Annotated in this window: 15 protein-coding genes; 3 read left to right on the plus strand and 12 right to left on the minus strand. The window is 69.4% G+C overall.

The annotated features are described in order from the left end of the window. Nucleotides 1–30: 30 nt before the first annotated feature. The 3 genes from ACFY2Z_RS16505 to ACFY2Z_RS16515 form a co-directional block, all read right to left on the minus strand. On the minus strand, nucleotides 31–1,194 hold the full coding sequence (locus ACFY2Z_RS16505) for a cysteine desulfurase family protein (protein WP_390744851.1): 1,164 nt from the start codon (nucleotides 1,192–1,194) through the stop codon (nucleotides 31–33). Nucleotides 1,195–1,292: 98 nt separating this feature from the next. Further along, nucleotides 1,293–1,625: a DUF4190 domain-containing protein gene (locus ACFY2Z_RS16510; RefSeq protein WP_390744852.1), complete on the minus strand. Its 333-nt coding sequence runs from the start codon at nucleotides 1,623–1,625 to the stop codon at nucleotides 1,293–1,295. A 39-nt stretch (nucleotides 1,626–1,664) separates the two neighbouring features. Then, the gene (locus tag ACFY2Z_RS16515; RefSeq protein WP_390744853.1) at nucleotides 1,665–1,832 is read right to left on the minus strand and encodes a hypothetical protein; all 168 of its coding nucleotides are present in this window, start codon (nucleotides 1,830–1,832) and stop codon (nucleotides 1,665–1,667) included. A gap of 131 nt (nucleotides 1,833–1,963) precedes the next feature. Here ACFY2Z_RS16515 and ACFY2Z_RS16520 point away from each other — a divergent pair, with 131 nt between their 5' ends. Then, nucleotides 1,964–2,590 carry a TetR family transcriptional regulator gene (locus ACFY2Z_RS16520; protein WP_390744854.1) on the plus strand — a complete coding sequence of 209 codons (627 nt, stop codon included), beginning with the start codon at nucleotides 1,964–1,966 and terminating at the stop codon, nucleotides 2,588–2,590. Nucleotides 2,591–2,638: 48 nt separating this feature from the next. On the opposite strand, the gene ACFY2Z_RS16525 is transcribed toward ACFY2Z_RS16520, so the two are convergent. Further along, nucleotides 2,639–3,604 carry a helix-turn-helix transcriptional regulator gene (locus tag ACFY2Z_RS16525; RefSeq protein ID WP_390744855.1) on the minus strand — a complete coding sequence of 322 codons (966 nt, stop codon included), beginning with the start codon at nucleotides 3,602–3,604 and terminating at the stop codon, nucleotides 2,639–2,641. Between the two features lie 101 nt (nucleotides 3,605–3,705). Here ACFY2Z_RS16525 and ACFY2Z_RS16530 point away from each other — a divergent pair, with 101 nt between their 5' ends. Continuing rightward, nucleotides 3,706–4,290 (plus strand): TIGR03086 family metal-binding protein, encoded by a 585-nt coding sequence (locus ACFY2Z_RS16530; protein WP_390744856.1) that lies wholly within the window; start codon nucleotides 3,706–3,708, stop codon nucleotides 4,288–4,290. Between the two features lie 70 nt (nucleotides 4,291–4,360). Here ACFY2Z_RS16530 and ACFY2Z_RS16535 read toward each other — a convergent pair whose 3' ends face one another. Then, nucleotides 4,361–5,221, minus strand: coding sequence for a thioesterase family protein (locus ACFY2Z_RS16535; protein WP_390744857.1), 861 nt, complete (start codon nucleotides 5,219–5,221; stop codon nucleotides 4,361–4,363). 219 nt (nucleotides 5,222–5,440) lie between these two features. Between ACFY2Z_RS16535 and ACFY2Z_RS16540 the strand changes: the two genes are divergently transcribed. Next, nucleotides 5,441–6,667 (plus strand): alpha/beta hydrolase, encoded by a 1,227-nt coding sequence (locus ACFY2Z_RS16540; protein ID WP_390744858.1) that lies wholly within the window; start codon nucleotides 5,441–5,443, stop codon nucleotides 6,665–6,667. Here the strand turns inward: ACFY2Z_RS16540 and ACFY2Z_RS16545 are convergent. The 7 genes from ACFY2Z_RS16545 to ACFY2Z_RS16575 form a co-directional block, all read right to left on the minus strand. Continuing rightward, on the minus strand, nucleotides 6,576–7,232 hold the full coding sequence (locus ACFY2Z_RS16545) for a trimeric intracellular cation channel family protein (protein WP_390744914.1): 657 nt from the start codon (nucleotides 7,230–7,232) through the stop codon (nucleotides 6,576–6,578). The two genes, ACFY2Z_RS16540 and ACFY2Z_RS16545, sit on opposite strands and share 92 nt — an antisense overlap. Nucleotides 7,233–7,300: 68 nt before the next feature. Then, on the minus strand, nucleotides 7,301–8,692 hold the full coding sequence (locus ACFY2Z_RS16550; protein WP_390744859.1) for a M1 family metallopeptidase: 1,392 nt from the start codon (nucleotides 8,690–8,692) through the stop codon (nucleotides 7,301–7,303). 196 nt (nucleotides 8,693–8,888) lie between these two features. Further along, nucleotides 8,889–10,430, minus strand: coding sequence for an ABC transporter ATP-binding protein (locus ACFY2Z_RS16555; RefSeq protein ID WP_390744860.1), 1,542 nt, complete (start codon nucleotides 10,428–10,430; stop codon nucleotides 8,889–8,891). 23 nt (nucleotides 10,431–10,453) lie between these two features. Beyond that, on the minus strand, nucleotides 10,454–11,551 hold the full coding sequence (locus ACFY2Z_RS16560; protein ID WP_390744861.1) for an ABC transporter ATP-binding protein: 1,098 nt from the start codon (nucleotides 11,549–11,551) through the stop codon (nucleotides 10,454–10,456). Continuing rightward, entirely contained in the window at nucleotides 11,548–12,546 is a 999-nt protein-coding gene (locus ACFY2Z_RS16565; protein ID WP_355904674.1) for an ABC transporter permease, read from the minus strand. The genes ACFY2Z_RS16560 and ACFY2Z_RS16565 overlap by 4 nt, the downstream gene beginning before the upstream one ends. A 110-nt stretch (nucleotides 12,547–12,656) precedes the next feature. Continuing rightward, nucleotides 12,657–14,450, minus strand: a complete 1,794-nt coding sequence (locus ACFY2Z_RS16570) for an ABC transporter substrate-binding protein (RefSeq protein ID WP_390744862.1) — start codon at nucleotides 14,448–14,450, stop codon at nucleotides 12,657–12,659. Nucleotides 14,451–14,517: 67 nt separating this feature from the next. Continuing rightward, nucleotides 14,518–15,525, minus strand: coding sequence for an ABC transporter permease (locus tag ACFY2Z_RS16575; RefSeq protein WP_390744863.1), 1,008 nt, complete (start codon nucleotides 15,523–15,525; stop codon nucleotides 14,518–14,520). Nucleotides 15,526–15,618 lie beyond the last annotated feature (93 nt).

The raw sequence follows: 15,618 nt of genomic DNA on the forward strand, positions 1-15,618 counted from the left end.
CGCCGGGCCCGTGGGCCGGCTGGGGCGGGCTCAGGTCAGTCCCGCGCAGCGCGCCCGCTCCACCGCCGGGCCGATCGCCTTCGCGACCGCCTCCACGTCCGCCTCCGTGGAGGTGTGGCCGAGGGAGAAGCGGAGCGTGCCGCGGGCGAGGTCCGGGTCGGCGCCGGTGGCGAGCAGCACATGGCTCGGCTGGGCCACCCCCGCGGTGCAGGCCGAGCCCGTGGAGCACTCGATGCCCTGTGCGTCCAGCAGCAGGAGCAGCGAGTCGCCCTCGCAACCGGGGAAGCTGAAGTGGGCGTTGCCCGGGAGCCGGTGCACCGGGTCCCCGCCCAGGAGGGCGTCCGGGACCGCCGTACGGACCGCGGTGATCAGGGAGTCGCGCAGCGCGCCGATCTCCCGGGCGAACCACTCGCGCTGCTCTGCGGCGAGCCGTCCGGCGACCGCGAAGGAGGCGATGGCCGGCACGTCGAGGGTGCCGGAGCGCACATGGCGCTCCTGGCCGCCGCCGTGCAGCACGGGCACGGGGCTGTACTCGCGGCCGAGGACGAGCGCGCCGATGCCGTAGGGGCCGCCGATCTTGTGGCCGGACACCGTCATGGCGGCGAGGCCGGACGCCTCGAAGTCGACCGGGACCTGGCCGAAGGCCTGGACCGCGTCGGAGTGCAGCGGGACGCCGAACTCGGCGGCCACGTCGGCCAGTTCGCGGATCGGCATGACCGTGCCGATCTCGTTGTTGGCCCACATGACCGTGGCGAGGGCGACGTCGTCGGGATTGCGGGCTATGGCCTCGCGCAGATCCTCGGGCCGGACCCGGCCGTAGGAGTCGACGGGCAGGTACTCGACCGTGGCGCCCTCGTGTTCGCCGAGCCAGTCGACCGCGTCGAGGACCGCGTGGTGTTCGACGAGGCTGGACAGGACCCGGGTGCGGGCCGGGTCGGCAGCGCGGCGGGCCCAGTACAGGCCCTTCACGGCGAGATTGTCGGCCTCGGTGCCGCCGGAGGTGAAGACGACCTCGCTGGGGCGGGCGCCGAGCGCCTCCGCGAGGGTCTCGCGGGCCTCTTCGACGGTGCGCCTGGCGCGGCGGCCGGATGTGTGCAGCGAGGAGGCGTTGCCGGTGACGGCCATCTGGGCGGTCAGTGCCTCTGCCGCCTCGGGGAGCATCGGAGTGGTCGCGGCGTGGTCGAGGTAAGCCATGGTGGGCCAATTCTATGGCCGGTGGTTCTGCGGGCGGGGCGCGGCCCTTGCCCGCGCGGGGTGCGGCCGGGTCTTCCGGCCACCGGGCCGCGCCGCGCCTAGATGCTCCAGGACACCGTGTGGTCCATCTGCATCAGGGCCACCAGGACCACCAGGTCCGCGATGCCGAGGCCGAGGCCGAGATAGGCGCGTCCCCGGCGCTGTGTGCCGCGCCACAGGGCGACGGCGGCCAGGGCGATGGCGACGGGGCCGAGGAAGACGTTGAGGACCAGCAGGCCGAGGAGGCCCAGGATGAAGGACGCCACGGCCATGCCCTCGGCGTCGCGGGTGCCGGTGCGGCTCTCCGGAGCCGTGGTGCTCCGGTCGGCGCGGGTCGTGGTGCTGTCGTCGGCCGGAGTGGTGCTCTCGTTGCGTGTCGCGGTGAGGTTCATGGTGCGGTCATCTCCCGACGGTCGGATGGCGTACGGCGATCAGTGGGCCGATGGGTGCCGCCGACGGCCGTGCCGCTCGCGGATCGCGAAGATCACGAGCCAGACGGCGATGCCGGTCGCGGCCACAAGGGTGACGGGCAGCGGGGCATGGGCCACGGTGCCGAGGACGGTCCCCAGCAGCAGAAGCGCGGCGACGAGGAACAGCATGGTGAGATCCCCTCCAAGAGGCCTCTCGTTACGGTTCGGTGAACGACTGTGGTTACAACCGTTCACTGACTTCTTAGTCTAACGTGCCCGACGGCTTTGCAATTCCAGCGAACAGTTGTTAACTGCATGGCATGAGTCACACCCTCGGCCTCCGGCAGGCCCAGAAGCAGAAGACCCGCCAGGCCCTTCTGGACGCGGCGCTAGGCCTGCTGGAGGAACAGAGCCTGAGCAGTCTCGGGCTGCGCGAGGTCACCCGTGCGGTGGGTGTCGCGCCCACCGCCTTCTACCGGCACTTCCGGTCGACGGCGGATCTCGGCGTGGAGCTGGTCGAGGCGGCCCTCGGCAGCCTTCACCCGATGATCGACTCCACCGTCGCCGCGGCCGGCGACAGCGAGGAACGGATCGCGCGCGCCGTCGACCTGATCGCCCACCACGTCGACGCGTATCCGGCGCACGTACGGTTCATCGCGCGGGAACGGCACGGCGGTGTGCAGCCGGTGCGGGAGGCGATCCGGCGCCAACTGGCGCGCTTCGCCGAGGAGGTGCAGGTCGCGCTGGCCGGACACCCCGAGTCCGCGGGGTGGAGCGAGGAGGACCTGCTGATGCTCGCCGGTCTGTATGTCGACCAGATGCTGGCGACGGCCAACCAGTTCCTGGAGGCGATGGAGGGCCCCGCCGACGAGCGGGACCGGGTCGCCAGATCGGCGGCCCAGCGGCTGCGGCTGATCAGCCTCGGCCGCCATCACTGGAAGTCGTAGCGGACCGCCCCCGCTGCCGACGGACCACCCGCCGGGGCGCCGCGGCGCTCACTCGCCCTGCCGGTACAGCTCCGTGACGGAGGCCGCCGCCCGCGCCAGTTCGGCGCGCGCCTGCGGCGGCGCCAGCACCTCGACCCGGTCGGCGAACAGCAGGAGCCCGCGCACCTCCCGCAGGACGCCGTACGACAGCCGGGCGGTCACCCAGGCGCCGTCGCCCTCCTCCTCCGGCGGGGCCGTCAGCGTGGAGGCGGTCAGGCGCCGGAACATGTCGAGGTGTTCGCGGCGCACCCGGACCGTCACCTCGATACCGTCCGGCCGGTCCTCCACCTGCCGCCGCAGCACCTCCCAGGCGTCGGCGAGTTCGACCCCCGGGCGCCGCCGGACGGGATCCGCCAGCACGGTCGCCGCACGCACCCGGTCCACGCGGAAGAGCTGCGGGCTGCCGCGCCGGTCGGCGACCAGGTACCAGACGCCCGCCTTCGAGACGAGCCCATAGGGATCGACGGTGTAGGTGCGCGCCTCGGTGTCCCCGCTGTGCCGGTAGCGCAGCAGCAGCCGGCGGTCGCTGAACACCGCGTCCTGCAGGGTGTCCAGGTCCACGGTGGCCTGCGGACCGCCCTTCCAGCGCGTCGCGTCGACGAGGACACGGCGACTGGTGGCCTCGGCGGCCGGCCGGTGCGGCGCGGGCAGCGCCGCCATCACCTTGCGCAGCGCGGAGCCGAGGGCCGCGTCCAGACCGAGTGCGGCGTGCGCGCCCTGTGCGGCCAGGACGAACAGGGCGCGTGACTCGTCGGCGGTCAGTCCCGTGACGTCCGTACGGAATCCGGTGAGCAGTTCGATGCCGCCGTGGCGTCCCCGCTCGGCGTACACCGGCACCCCGGATGCGGACAGGGCGTCGACGTCGCGGTAGATGGTGCGCACCGACACCTCCAGCCGTTCGGCGAGTTCGCGGGCCGGGACGCGTCCGCGGGTCTGCAACAACAGAAGTATCGACAGCAGGCGGTCCGACTTCACCGGCCCAGCATCGCGGCGGCGAAGGACCGTTCGCAAATGTTGACGGCAACTGTCAGGTATTACGGGGAACCTCGGGGCACCGACCCACCGAGAGGACCGTCATGAACACCGACCCCCGTCCCGTGTACGCCCGTGCCGCCGAGCAGATCGCCGCGCTGGTCAGGACCGTACGGCCGGAGCAGCTCTCCGGTGCCACACCGTGCACCGAGTTCGACGTGCGGACCCTGCTGTCGCACATCGTCGGCGGCACGCGCCGGATCGCCGTGATCGGCGCGGGCGGCGACGGGCTGGCCGTGCGCCCGTTCGTGGACGGCGTCGCGGACGACGGCTGGCCCGAGGCGTACGACGCGGCCGGCGGCGAGGTCCGGCGCGCCTGGGCGGACGACGCCCGGCTGGACGCGATGGTGCGGGTGCCGTGGGGCGAGACGCCGGGGCGCAACGCGCTGTCGGGGTATGTGATGGAGGCGGTCACGCACACCTGGGACCTGTGGGAGGCCCTCGGCCGGCCGCTCGAACTCGATCCGGATGTGGCCGAGTTCGCGCTCGCCGTCGCCCGGGTGGTCCTGCCGGAGCCGGAGCGCGGCGACGACGTCCCCTTCGGCTCGGCGCGTCCGGCTCCCGAGGGCGCCGACGCCTACGAACGACTGGCGGCCTGGCTCGGCCGCCGGCCGCCGGCGGTCGGCTGACCGCGCGACCAGGCCGGTACACGTTTCGGACCGCGCCCCCACCGGGGCGCGGTCCGACGCATGGGCGGGCTCAGCCCAGCCTGACCCGAGCCAGCTGACGGGACTGTGCGACCAGGCGGTCCTGGCTGTCCCAGACCTCGGCGTCCTCCTCCAGGAAGCCGCCGGCGAGGTTGCGCGTGGTGATCGAGACCCGGAGCGGGCCCGGCGCCGGTCGGAAGCGCACATGCACGGTCAGCTCGACGGTGGGCACCCAGCCGGAGATGCCCATCTCGAAGGCGGTGGGCGGCAGCGCGTCCACCGCGAGGAGCAGCGACAGCGGGTCCGCGTCGCGGCCGTCGGCGAGCCCGAACCACGCGCGCATCTCACCCTTCCCGGTGGGCGCGCCCAGGGCCCAGCCCAGAGTGGCGGGGTCCAGTTTGAGCATCAGCCGCTCGGTGATCGCCGAGCTGCCGGAGACGGGCGCCGGGCCGTCCCCCGAGCCGAAGCACTGGTCCATGGGCGGGAAGGCGGGCGGCTGCGCGCTCGTACGCACATCGTCGGGCAGGGAGTCCAGGTCGCCGTACGAGGCGAGTACGCGGATGCGTTCGACCTCGCGGCCCTCGTCGTCGTACTGGAAGAGGGACGCCTGGCCGGTGGAGAGGGTGCGGCCGGTGCGTACGACGTCCGTGCGGATCACCGCGGGTCCCGGCTGGGAGGCGGTGAGGTAGTGGGCGGAGACGGTGAACGGGTCCGGATGCGGCAGGGCGTCCGCGAGGGCGCGGCCGAGGACGGCCAGCAGATAGCCGCCGTTGACGGCGCTGATGATCGTCCAGCCGGCGGAGAGGTCGATGTCGTAGACGCCGGGTTCCCGGAGGGTGACCGCGGTGTCGCGGTCGAACTCGCTGTCACCGATCGTGGCCGTCACGGCCTGTGCGGTTGCTGCTTCTGGCATGCCTGAACAGTACAATGAGAAATTACTAAGCGGTAGCTTTGTAGTGTTTCAAACTCGTGACACCCTGAGGAACATCCATACGGATCCAGCCATTCCTAGGTGAGGTTTTGGCAATTTCTCGGTAAGTGTCCGCACTCGTCCGTGACCGAGGGGCCCTCGTTTCCCTCTCAGAAGACGTACAGCCAGACCATCCCGTTCACAGGAAGAGCCGCCACGCCGATGAGCCTGACCGGGACGCCGTTCCTCTTCACGTCGATCGTCCTAGTGGCGATCGCCCTCATCCTGCCTCTGTTCCTGTGGTCCCGGATCCGCGGCCCCCTGCTGCTGCGCCAGGCCGCCCGGGTGGTGATGCTGCTGTTCGCCCAGGTCACCGCGGTCACCCTGGTGTTCGTGCTGGTGAACAACGCGAACAGCCTCTACGACAACTGGTCCGACCTGCTCGGCACCGGCAACCACGTGCGCCAGGCCGCCGACCTCGGCAAGGACGGCACCGGCGGGATCCAGATCAAGGCCCTTCCCAAGATCCACCAGACGTTCACCCCGGCCGAGGGGCCGGGCATGCGCGCGGCCGGCGGTGTGAGCGTCACCCAGCTCAAGGGCCAGGTGTCGGGCGTCGAGGCCGAGGTCTACGTCTGGCTGCCGCCGCAGTACAACGACCCCGCGTACAAGAACAAGAAGTTCCCCGTCGTGGAGCTGCTCTCCGGCTACCCGGGCTCGGCGAAGGCCTGGTTCGGCTCCCTCAAGGCGCACGAGCAACTGCTGCCGCTGATGCGCACCGGGCAGGTGGCGCCCTTCATCCTGGTGGCGCCGCGCACCAACCTCATCGCCAAGGTCGACACGGGCTGCGCGAACATCCCCGGCGTCGTGAACGCCGACACCTGGCTCAGCATCGACGTGCCGAAGATGGTGATGGACAACTTCCGCGCCCAGTCCGCGCCGAACGGCTGGGCGGCGGCCGGCTACTCGGCGGGCGCGCACTGCGCCGCGAAGCTCGCGACCGCGCACCCCGACCGCTACCGGGCCGCGATCAGCCTGTCCGGCTACAACGACCCGATCGGCGAGCGCAAGTCACTGGCCGCGCGCAGCAAAGCGCTGCGCCACGCGAACAACCCCTACTTCCTGCTGAAGGGCCGGCACACCCCGCCGCACATCTCCCTCTACCTGTCCGGTCAGCTCGGTGACGGCTATCAGGCGGCGGCCGCGCTGGAGCAGATCGCCAAGCCTCCGACCGTGGTGCGCGCGGTGCTGATCCCGCGCAGCGCGGGCGGGCACAGCATGGCCCTGTGGCGGCCGCAGATCCCGTACGTCTTCACCTGGCTCACCCAGCAGATGAGCGGGAAGGACACCGCGGGGACTACTCCTCGGCAACCGTTGACCGACGGTTCCAAGCGCGCGGCGCTCGCCAGTGGAAGCGCATCGCCAAAAGGCGTAGTACGAAAGCGGTGACGACCGCGAGCCCGGTCGTCAGCGGGGTCAGCGTGTCGTAGCGGATGCAGAGCACGACCATGGTGGAGCCGACGATCGCCGGGACCGCGTAGAGGTCGCGGTCCCAGCGCAGCAGTGAGGGCACCTCGTTGGCGAGGACGTCACGCAGGACTCCGCCGCCCACCGCGGTGGCGAGGCCGAGGGCCGCGCTCGCGGTGAGGCCCAGCCCGTAGTCGTAGGCCTTGGTCGTCCCCGCGACGCAGAAGAGGCCGAGGCCGGCCGCGTCGAAGACGTTCACGGCCGTCTGGATCCGCTCCACCTGCGGGTGGAGGAAGAAGACCAGGAGCGCGGCGAGCAGCGGGGTCAGGAAGTACCCGAGATCCGTGAACGCGGCGGGCGGTGTGGCACCGATGATCACATCGCGGAACAGCCCTCCGCCCAGCGCCGTGACCTCGGCGAGCACGGCGATGCCGAACACGTCGAAGTTCTTGCGCACGGCCAGGAGCGCACCGGAGATCGCGAAGACGAAGATGCCGACGAGATCCAGGGTGTGCTGGACGGAGGGACTGAACAATTGCTGGAGCACCTTTACATTCTCACCCACCCGGGTGAATGCACCTTGCAAAGCAAGGCAAGGACTCCGGAACGCCGACGTTACAAGACCGGACGCTCGGTGCTGTAGATCCACTCCTGGAACAGGTCGTCCAGCTGCTGCCCGGAGATCTTCTCCGCGAGCCGGATGAAGTCGGCGGTGTTCGCGTTGCCGTAGCGGTGGAGCTTCGTCCAGGCGGGCAGGAGCCTGAAGAACGCGGTGTCACCGATGCGCTCGCGCAGGGCCTGGAGGGCCATCGCGCCGCGCTGGTAGACCGCGGAGGCGAACATGGTGTCGCGCTGCGGGTCGGCCACCCTGATCTTCCAGAACGGGTTGTCGGCCGGGCGGCCGTTGTACGCCGCGAGGAACTGGTCGTGCGCGGTGCCGGTGCCCTTGTGCTCCGCCCACAGCCACTGGGCGTAGGTCGCGAAGCCCTCGTTGAGCCAGATGTCCTTCCAGCGCTCCACGGAGACCGAGTCGCCGAACCACTGGTGGGCCAGCTCGTGCACGATCGTCGACTCGGAGCGCACGGCCGAGTACGCGGGCTTGGACTGGACCTCCAGCGAGAAGCCGGCCTCGGGCATGTCGTCCACGATCGCGCCGGTCTCCTCGAAGGGGTACGGGCCGAAGACCTTGGACCAGTAGTCGGTCGCCTCGGCGGTGACCGCGTACACGTCGACGGTGTTGCTGTTCGCGAGCGCGGGGTCGATGGCGACGTAGATCGGGATGCCCGACGGCGTCTTCCCGGTGCGCACATCGAACTTGCCGATGGTCGCCGTGGCCAGGTAGGTGGCCATCGGCCGCGACTCCCGCCAGTGGGTGATCGTCTTGTCGCCCTTGTCGTACGTCGACACCAGCCGGCCGTTGGACACGGCGGTCAGGCCCTTGGGCGCCTTGACGCGGATGTCGTAGGTGGCCTTGTCGGAGGGGTGGTCGCTGGAGGGGAACCAGGTGGAGGCGGCGTTGGGCTCGCACGCGACGAAGACGCCGTCGGCCGTCTTCATCCAGCCGTACCGGGAGCCGAAGACGATGGGGCCGCCGAGCGGCTCGGGGACCCCGCCGTAGGTGACGGTGACCGTGAAGTTCCTGCCCCGGGGAAGGACGCCGCGCGGAGTGATCCGGATCTCGTCGCCGTCGCGCGTGAACGCGGTCCGTCTGCCGTTCACCTCGATCCGCGTCACCTGGAGCTTCTGCAGATCCAGATCGAAGGACGTGAGGCTCTGGGTGGCCCGGGCCGTGATCGTCGTACGGCCGTCGAGACGACCGCCGGCCGGGTCGTACGCCACGTCGAGGGCGTAGTGGCGGGCGTCGAAGCCACCGTTGCCGAGCTGCGGGAAGTAGGAGTCGCCGATGCCGGCGGCCCCGGCCGAGGGGGCGGGGGAGGCCGCGATGACGAGGAAGGAGACCGCCGAGACGGCGAGGGCTCCCAAGCGTGCCGAACGGGAGAGTGCCATGAGTCATCCCTTCGAGCGTGCTGTCGATCAGACGGACACGCCCGACTCTGCGCTCTCCCCTAAGGGCATGTACATGACTTTACCAATCCGTCATGTGCCATCCCTCGCGTTGCTCCTGACGAAACGCGTATGCCCCGGTGACCGTTCTCCGGTCACCGGGGCATACCCGTGAGTGCGACAGCGGCTGTTCCGCTCGCTACTTCCCGCCCTCGGTCTTCGACTGCTTCTCAGACTCCGACGACTCCGGGGTCTCGTCGGAGGCGGCCTCCGCGGGCTCCTCGGAGGCGGTCCCGGCCGACTCCTCGGTGCCCGTGGCCTCGGCCTCCGGAGTCTCCTCGGAGGCAGCCTCGGCCTTCGGGGTCTCCTCCGCAGCGGCCTCCGCGGGCTCCTCCGTGGCAGCCTCGGCCGGCTCCTCGGCAGCCGTCTCCTCGGCCTCGGCGGACTCGGCCTCCGCCGACTCCTCGACAGCGGCCTCGGTGGTCTCCACCACAGCGGCCTCCGCCGACTCCTCGGCAGCCGCCTCGGTGGTCTCCGCGGTCTCCTCCGCAGCGGCCTCCGCCTGAACCTCCGCGGCCACCGCCGCCGACGTCTCCGCCGACTCCTCCAGCACCGCGTCCGGCACCAGCTCCGCCGCCTCCTTGGCGTCGGACAGCAGCACGGTGTCCTGCGGGGCCTGGTCCTCGAAGTTCTCCGGGTGGTGGCAGGCCACGCGCTGGCCGGGCTTCAGCTCCAGGAGCTGCGGCTCGGTGGTGCGGCAGATCTCCGTCGCCTTCCAGCACCGCGTGTGGAAGCGGCACCCGCTCGGCGGGGAGATCGGCGAGGGCACGTCACCCTTGAGCAGGATGCGCTCGCTCTTGACGTTCCGTCGCTTCGGGTCCGGGATCGGCACCGCCGACATCAGCGCCTTGGTGTACGGGTGCATCGGCGCCTTGTACAGCGAGTCGCGGTCGGCCAGCTCGACGATCTTGCCGAGGTACATCACCGCGATCCGGTCCGAGACGTGCCGGACGACCGACAGGTCGTGCGCGATGATCACGTACGTCAGCCCCAGCTCCTGCTGGAGGTCGTCCATGAGGTTCACGACCTGCGCCTGGACGGACACGTCCAGCGCGGAGACCGGCTCGTCGGCGACGACCAGCTTCGGCTTCAGGGCCAGCGCCCGGGCGATGCCGATGCGCTGGCGCTGACCGCCGGAGAACTCGTGCGGGTAGCGGTTGTAGTGCTCGGGGTTGAGCCCGACCACCGACAGCAGCCGCTGCACCTCCTTCTTGATGCCGCCCTCGGGCTCGACGCCCTGCAGCCGGAAAGGAGCGCCGACGATCGTGCCGATGGTGTGACGCGGGTTCAGCGACGAGTACGGGTCCTGGAAGATCATCTGCACATCGCGGCGCAGCGGACGCATGCCGCTCACCCCGAGGTGCGTGATGTCCTTGCCCTCGAACTCCACCTTGCCGGCGGTCGGTTCGAGCAGCCGGGTGATCAGTCGGCCCATCGTCGACTTGCCGCAGCCCGACTCGCCCACGACACCGAGGGTCTCACCGGCCCGCACCTCGAAGTCGAGGCCGTCGACCGCGCGCACCGCCCCGACCTGCCGCTGGAGCAGGCCCTTCTTGATGGGGAAGTGCTTCTGCAGCCCGGTCACCTTCAGCAGGACCTCGCCGGGAGCGGCGTCCTGGTCGAGAGTGGCCGTGCCGGAGGCCTTGTCCTCGGCGCCGTCGCTCTGGGCAGGGATGCTCACTGCCTTGTCCTCTGTGTTCTCGCTCACAGCTTCGGCGCAATCTCTTCGATCCAGATCCGCTCCCGCTGCTCCTGCGACATGTGGCAGGCGGCCCAGTGCTTGCCGCCGACCTCGGTCAGCTCGGGGCGGACCGTGCGGGTGACGTTGTCCTTGGGGATGTCCGCGTACGGGCAACGCGGGTTGAACGCGCAGCCGGACGGGATGTTGATCAGCGAGGGCGGGGAGCCCTTGACCGGGATCAGGCGCTCCTGCTGCTCGCGGTCCAGACGCGGCATCGAGCCGAGCAGGCCCCAGGTGTAGGGGTGGCGGGGCTCGTAGAACACCTTCTCGGCCGGACCGCGCTCGACGCAGCGGCCGCCGTACATCACCAGGATGTCGTCGGCCAGTTCGGCGACGACACCCAGGTCGTGGGTGATGATGATGACCGCGGAGCCGAACTCCTTCTGCAGATCCCGGATGAGGTCGAGGATCTGCGCCTGGACGGTCACGTCCAGGGCGGTCGTCGGCTCGTCCGCGATGAGCAGTTCGGGGTTGTTGACCAGCGACATCGCGATCATCGCGCGCTGGCGCATACCGCCGGAGAACTCGTGCGGGTAGCTGTCCACCCGCTTGTCCGGCTGGGGGATCCCCACACGGTCGAGCATGTCGATCGCCCGCTTGCGGGCGGTCTTCTTGTCGACGTCGTGGTGGATGCGGTACGCCTCCACGATCTGCTGGCCGATCGTGTAGTACGGGTGCAGCGCGGACAGCGGGTCCTGGAAGATCATCGACATCTGACGGCCGCGCAGCTTGCGTACGTGGTCCGGGTCGGCGGACAGCAGCTCGGTACCGTCCAGCCAGATCTCGCCCGAGATCCGCGCCTTGCGCTTGCCGTACTGGCCGGCGGTGTGCAGGCCCATGATGCCGAGCGAGGTCACCGACTTGCCGGAGCCCGACTCGCCCACGATGCCGAGGGTCTTGCCCTTCTCCAGCTGGAAGCTGAGCCCGTCGACGGACTTGACCAGGCCGTCGTCGGTCGGGAAGTGCACCTTCAGATCGCGTACTTCGAGGAACGCGCTGGGCGCCGGAGAGCCGCCGGTGGGCTCGCCCACCGCCGATCCGGTCTTGCTGAGTTCGGTCATGCGAGCCTCACTCGGGGGTCGATCACGGCGTACAGGAAGTCCACCACGAGGTTGGCGACGATCACCGCGATCGAGGTGATCAGGGTGACGCCCAGGATGAAGGGCAGGTCCTGGTTCTTGATGGCGTCCAGCACCTTCTGGCCGAGGCCGGGCAGGCTGAACGTGGTCTCGGTCAGGACCGCGCCGCCGATGAGGGCGCCGAGGTCCATGCCCAGCATGGTGAGGATGGGCGTCATGGTGGAACGCATGGCGTGCTTGCCGATGACGACCTGCTCCTTGAGGCCCTTGGCGCGGGCCGTGCGGATGTAGTCCTCGCCCAGGATCTCCAGCATGGTGGCGCGGGTGATCCGGGCGTACATGGCCGCGTAGAGGAACGCCAGGGTGATCCACGGCAGGATCATGCCGCCGAACCAGCCCGTGAAGCTCTGCCCGATGGGCACGTACTCACCCTTGATCCAGTTCAGTCCGAAGACGAAGATCGCCAGGCTGAGCAGACCGGTGAAGTAGATGGGCAGCGAGACACCCGCGAGGGCGACGACCATCGCACCGCGGTCCCACAGGCTGCCCCGCTTGAGGGCGGAGAGCACACCCGCGGCGACACCGAAGACCAGCCACAGGATGGCAGCGCCGAGCGCCAGCTGCAGGGTGACCGGGAAGCGATCGGTCAGCACCGGCCAGACGGCCTGCTCGCTGCGGAAGGAGTAGCCGAAGCACGGCGCGGCACAGTGGGTGACATCCCCGCCGCCCGAGTAGGTCCGGCCCACGAAGATGCCCTTGAAGAACTCCCAGACCTGGGAGTAGATCGGGTCGCTGAGACCCAGCTTCTCGCGCACCGCCTCGACGGCTGCCGGGTCCGCCTGCTTGCCCACGAAGCTCGTGGCCACGTCGACGCCCGCCCACTTGGGGACGAGGAAGAAGATGCCGAAGACCACCACGATGATGACCACGAGCATCACTACGGCGGCGATCAGCCGCCTGATGAGGTAAGCGAGCACAGCTAACGGCCCGCTGCGGACCACGGGCCACCGGAGGTCCTCCGATGGCCCGCGGTCACGCCGCGCCGGCCTTCACCTGCCTTTCGTGCCGTTCGGCGGGTGTGCCGGGTTTACTTCGCGGACTTCAGGCCCAGGTTGACGAAGTCGTACTGACCGCTGTACGCGTTGGTCGTGTAGACGTTCGCCAGCCGGTTCGAGCGCCAGTTGATGAACTTCTCGAAGGTGAAGGGCAGGTAGTAGCCGCCCTCCATGACCTTGTGGTTGATCTGCGTGGCGATCTCGGTCTGCTTCGACGGGTCCGTCGCCTTGGTGTACTGGTCGAACAGCCCGTCGATCGTCTTGTCCTTGATCAGGGCGTAGTTGTTGTTACCGCTCTGCGTGATGTACGAGCTGTTCCACAGCGGCAGACCGTAGCCCTGGACGGACGGGAAGTCCGGGCCCCAGCCCATGATGATGATGCCGTAGCCCTTCTTCTTCACGTTGTCGGGGCTACCGATGATGCCGGTGGTCTGCGAGCCGTCGTACTGGTCGATCTGGGCGTTGATGCCGATCTTCTTCAGCGACGCCTGGAGCGACTGGGCGGTGGCCACCTCGACCGGCTTGTTGTTACGCACGGCGATGGTGGTGGAGAAGCCGCTCGGCTTGCCGCAGGCCTTCAGCTCTTCCTTGGCCTTGGCGACGTTGCCGTTCTTGTTCGCGCCGGCGATCTGGAACGGGTCGTACTTCTGGCCCTCGGCGCCCGGCACGGACGGCGGCAGCATGTTGGTGCCGATGTCGCCACCGGCGATCGGGCCACCGCGCGCGGTCTGCAGCGACACGTGGTCCGCGCCGTAGATCACGGCGTTGCGGCAGTGGATGTTGTCCATCGGCTTCACGCTCTGCGGGAAGACCGCGTAACGGACGTAGCCGGAGACCGGGTTGTCCAGGTTGCCCTTGTGCTGCTTCAGCGCCACGGTACGGCCCTGCGGCGACATACCGGTCTGGTTGAGGTCCAGGTCGTAGTCGCCGGCGATGAGGCGCTGGTCCATCTCGTTGGCGTTGGTGAAGAACTTGATGCTGATCTTGTCCGGGAACGCCTTGCGGACCGGGTCCGAGGACTGCTTCCAGTTGGTGTTGCGGACCAGGACGAGGTCCTTGCCGGGGTCGTACGACTGGAACTTGTACGGGCCGGAGGAGAACGGGTGCAGCGCGTACTTGGACTTGGTGTCCATGTCCTGGCGGACCGGGGAGGCCGAGGGCAGCGCGATCATCTGCAGGAAGTCCGAGTTGGGCGCCGGCAGGTGGAAGACGATCGTCTTCGCGTCGGGCGTGTCGATCGCCTTCAGGCCCAGGTGGTCCTTGGCGGTGTCCTTGTAGGGGCCCTTGTACGCGTTCTTGGGGTCGAGCACGTTCTTCAGGTAGATCGGACCACCCGACAGGACGTCCTGCGCCCACTGGCGCTCGATGCCGTACTTGACGTCCTGGGCGGTCAGCGGCTTGCCGTCCTCCCAGGTGAGGCCGTCGCGCAGGGTGAAGGTGTAGGTCTTGCCGCCATCCGAGACCTTGCCCATGTCGGTGGCGAGGTCCGGCTGCACCTCGGCGCCCGCCTGGCCCGGCTCGGTCTTGTAGGTGACCAGCTGACGGCTGTAGTAGCGCATGAAGTTCCACGCCATGCCGTAGTAGCCACGCGTGGTGTCCCACGAGTCGGCGTCCTGCGCGCTGGCGAACTTCAGCTCGCCGCCCTTCTTGGCCAGCGAGGCCTGGGCGACCTTGTTGTTCGCCGCGTCGAAGCCGGCCGCGCCGTTCTTCGAACCGCCGCCGTTGCCATCACCGCCGCCGCACGCCGCCGTGGTCAGCAGCGCGGCGACCACCGCGGCAGCGGCCATGGCCTGCTTACGCCGCCCTGAGGTGCGTTGGGTAGTCACGATCTCGGATCCTCCGGATAGATGAGAGACCCCGTGTGATGCCACGGGTCGCTGGGGGTACGGCAGTTCAGCGGGAGCCCTTGGGGTCCAGCGCGTCACGCACGCCGTCACCGAAGAGGTTGAAGGCGAGCACGGTGATGAAGATCGCCACACCGGGGACCACCATGTACATGGGGTCCGAGTCGTAGTAGTCGATCGCGTTCGAGAGCATCTGACCCCAGGAGGCCGTGGGCGGCTTCACGCCCACGCCGAGGAAGCTGAGCGCCGCTTCGGTGAGGATGTTGGTCGGGATCATCATCGTCGTGTACACGATGATCGGCGCCACGAGGTTGGGCAGCAGTTCCTTGAACAGGATGTAGAACCGGCCGGCACCGAGGGAGCGGGCCGCCTCGACGTACTCGCGCTCACGCATCGAGAGCGTCTGGCCGCGCACCACACGTCCCACATAGGGCCAGCCGAAGAACCCGATGACCAGGATCATCACGAAGATGCGCACGCCCGTGCCGGACAGGCCGAGCATCTGGTTCGGCATGACCGAGACCAGCGCGATGATGAACAGCAGCTGCGGAAAGGCGAGCAGACCGTCCATGACCCGGCTGATGACCGAGTCGACCCAGCCACCGAAGAAGCCGGCGAGGATGCCGAGAACGGTGCCGAGGACGACCGCGACCAGCGCGGACAGGAAGCCCACGAGAAGCGAGATCTGTCCGCCGTAGACGATGCGGGCGAAGATGTCGCGTCCGTTGACCGGCTCCACACCCAGGAGGTGGTCACCGCTGATGCCGCCCAGGGACCCCGTGGGCGTGCCGAACAGCGGGTCGATCAGGTTCTCGTGGTACGCGTCGGGGTCCTGCCCGATCAGGCTCGTGATCACGGGGGCGAGGGCCGCCACCAGGATCAGCACCAGCACGACGATGCCGCCCGCAAGGGCGAGCTTGTCCCGCTTGAGGCGCTCCCAGGCGATACGGCCCAGGGAACGTCCCTGTACAGCCTTCGCGTCAGCACTGGCTACGGCCGCTTCCTCGGCAGCACTCGGTGCCGCTTCCGCGGTCGGCTCGTGCAATGGTGCCGTCATCTGGCAGGGACCCCTCTCAACCGGCGGTGACCGGCCCGCACTTGCCGCTGTGGCGGCATGATCAGTCCGTCGTACACAGGGGTGGAACCCCTT

The sequence above is a fragment of the Streptomyces sp. NPDC001222 genome, assembly GCF_042896945.1.
Classification (GTDB): Bacteria; Actinomycetota; Actinomycetes; order Streptomycetales; family Streptomycetaceae; genus Streptomyces; species Streptomyces gibsoniae.